The sequence below is a fragment of the Marinobacter fuscus genome, assembly GCF_003007675.1.
GTDB classification, from domain to species: domain Bacteria; phylum Pseudomonadota; class Gammaproteobacteria; order Pseudomonadales; family Oleiphilaceae; genus Marinobacter; species Marinobacter fuscus.
The window spans coordinates 1-2,681 of sequence record NZ_PXNP01000074.1; the positions used below are offsets into that span (position 1 = coordinate 1).

Below are 2,681 nucleotides of genomic sequence, written 5' to 3' on the forward strand. Positions count from 1 at the left end.
CATTCCGTAGGCGCGCATGCTGCAAGCGTTAATTGGTAAAGCTATGGAACCTGTCATCCAGGAAGAGCCAACCGGCTGCGGTATTGCGGCAAGTGCCGTTCTTGCCGGTGTCAGTTACGCGGGGGCCAAGAAAAAGGCAAACGCACTGGGCATTTATGCGGCAGACACCGCGCTCTGGTCAGAAACAGAACATATTCGGGCACTACTTCGTGAATTTGGTATCTCCGTTTCGCCCAAAGAGACACCCTTCAAAACATGGGAAAGTCTGCCGGACAAAGCGCTGTTGGCTATCAAATGGCGCACCGAGCACGGCAAGTCATTCTGGCACTGGGTTGTTTTTACCAGGGAGCATGGCGAGGCAAAGGTGCTGGACTCTAAAAAAACACTGAAATCCAATACCCGCAAAGATTTCGGGCGCATCAAACCGAAGTGGTACATTGAAGTATCCAATTAACAAGTCGCAGCAGTTCGCGGCCGATGGCCGCCGGACGCCCTTTACGTGGCTCCTTCGTCGCCACTCCAAGGTCGCCGCTGTGCTCAGCGTTAGGTAACACCGGCACATAAGAGGTGTGTCGATATATTTTACAGATTTAGATTGTATTTTTGTTTCGAGAAATAAAAACATTATAAAACAATGAGTTAATACTTATGGAATGCATTTTGCTTAGCTTTGGCTCGCTTCCAACTAAAAAGGATATTTACCATGAAAAAAATTGTTTGCTTGTCTGCTTGTTTGTTTGCTGGGGCAGCAAATGCTGGGGTTATCTACGATACCTCTGTTCATCATTCGTCACAGGTCGCTGCAGCAGCAGGCGAATTGGCTGCAAGTTTAGGCACTAGCGTTAGCTCATTCGCCGGATCAACCTCTACAGGATGGTCTTCTGCTACAACTTCACTCGTTTCTGGTGATGTGCTTCTGTTAGGCCAATATTCCAACACCAACAATGCAAATTCATCAGATATCTATGATTTTGTTTCTGGTGGGGGAACTGTGATTCAGCTGTGGTCAGAAACATCTAACAGCTTGGATTTACTTAATAGCGTTACCGGTGGGTCTAATGTTTGGTCTTATGGAGGTATTCCCGGAACGGATGCGATTACAGCTACAACAAATGTGAGCGGAACCTCGTTTGAAGGTCTGGGCGCACTAACAGGGGCTAGTGACCACGGGGGTATAACTTTGGCGTCGCTCACAGGCACTTCAATGTATGAGTTTGGCGGTTTATCTCACGCGGCAATGTGGGATGTTGGTTCCGGAAGTTACGGCTTCATATCTTGGGACTGGTGTTGTTCCGCAACAGTTGCAACCAGGGATGAATGGGATGCTGTATTATTCGCAGCAGCAACTTATGATAATGATACCGTAAGTGTTCCTGAGCCGGGCTCTCTTGCTCTTTTAAGTCTCGGTTTAGCGGGTCTTGGTTTTTCAAGAAGAAATAAAGAAGCAGTTTAACCATAGTCGTCTTTTTCCTAAGAGCCTCGGTGTAAATCGGGGCTTTTTTATACCTAACAAAAAGTTGCAGCGGACCTTTGGCCGCTGAACTTGGCGTTACGTGTACTAAGAGCATTTTTCTTATGATTAAGCTTTTGATAAATAGCTCAGAGCCAACAGAAATGAGCGGCACTTCTTTTGGGGGAAAGCCTGTAAAAAATGTGGGCGAGTCCTTTCAATGGCCTATATGTGCTTGCTGTAACCTTCCAATGCAATTTCTAGCCAAAATTTCTGCGCACGAAGAGTTACATCAAATATTCATGTGCCAAAACGACCCTGGAATGTGTGATGACTGGGACCCAAATGGTGGTGGTAATGCAGTTGTCGTTATCAAGCCGGATGAGCTTGAGTATGTCACTCCACCATCAGAAGGTATGGTTTTAAGAGAGACCGAACACTCGGCCAAAGAGATAAAGGTTGAGGGAAATGACTATGAGGACTCAAGAAGTTCATGGGCTGAAAAAAATAGCCATAGCCCTCGCGAGGTACTCGGCCAGCTGTTTGGTCAGCCGTCATGGATTCAAGGTGATGAAATTCCAGCTTGCAGTAGCTGTGATAGCCCCATGGAATTTGTAGCTCAGCTAGAGCAGGGCCCAGATTGGCAAACTGAAATGAATTTTGGCGGGGGTGGTGTGGCATATTTGTTTCGTTGCGGGTGCGACGGTTCCGCCAAGTTCTTATGGCAGTGTTAATGTCATCACGTAACAAGTGCAGGCACGGCGACGCCCACTACATTGCGCCTTCGGCTTCATTACGTGGGCGCGCATGCTGCAAGCGTTAATGGCAAAGGCCTCGGTCTTTTGGGTGGCCGTGTGCCAGTGGCCTTGGCACCGGGCTTTGGTAGCTAAACCCGGCAACTCGGTGAGTGCCAAGGCCAGCAGAGTCCGCGTCCGGTTTGGCAGCTTTAATCGTCAGAGGCGTTTGTAGCAAATTCGGTGTTCACCGTTTGGGGCTGTCCGCCGACAATTTATTCTGGATCTGGTACTTTTGAGTACAGGTTCATCCACCGCTGGCTTGGCGGTGGTTTTAAACAAACCGTACCGGCGCAAGCCGGTGCGAGGTAACGGAGTAGGCCGTCATGGTCAGTGCCAGGGAGCAGGCAGCGTCAACACCCTGCCACTAACCAGCCGGTCAACCGGACGCCAAAAGCGTACCGCTTTTGGTTCCCTCCGCTGGCGCTCCGGCGCCG

Annotated in this window: 3 protein-coding genes; all 3 read left to right on the forward strand. The window is 49.3% G+C overall.

The window, feature by feature from the left end; all coding sequences use genetic code 11:
* The first annotated feature begins 16 nt into the window (after positions 1 to 16).
* Positions 17 to 454, forward strand: coding sequence for a hypothetical protein (locus C7H09_RS09520; RefSeq protein WP_240616535.1), 438 nt, complete (start codon positions 17 to 19; stop codon positions 452 to 454).
* 249 nt (positions 455 to 703) lie between these two features.
* The gene (locus tag C7H09_RS09525; protein WP_106762294.1) at positions 704 to 1,453 is read left to right on the forward strand and encodes a PEP-CTERM sorting domain-containing protein; all 750 of its coding nucleotides are present in this window, start codon (positions 704 to 706) and stop codon (positions 1,451 to 1,453) included.
* A gap of 122 nt (positions 1,454 to 1,575) precedes the next feature.
* Positions 1,576 to 2,184 (forward strand): hypothetical protein, encoded by a 609-nt coding sequence (locus C7H09_RS09530; RefSeq protein WP_206074302.1) that lies wholly within the window; start codon positions 1,576 to 1,578, stop codon positions 2,182 to 2,184.
* Positions 2,185 to 2,681 lie beyond the last annotated feature (497 nt).

What these genes read in the sequence shown, in the direction of transcription:
- C7H09_RS09520 (WP_240616535.1), top strand. Translation starts at nt 17, where the DNA reads ATGCTGCAAGCGTTAATTGGTAAAGCTATGGAACCTGTCATCCAGGAA.
- C7H09_RS09525 (WP_106762294.1), top strand. Translation starts at nt 704, where the DNA reads ATGAAAAAAATTGTTTGCTTGTCTGCTTGTTTGTTTGCTGGGGCAGCA.
- C7H09_RS09530 (WP_206074302.1), top strand. Translation starts at nt 1,576, where the DNA reads ATGATTAAGCTTTTGATAAATAGCTCAGAGCCAACAGAAATGAGCGGC.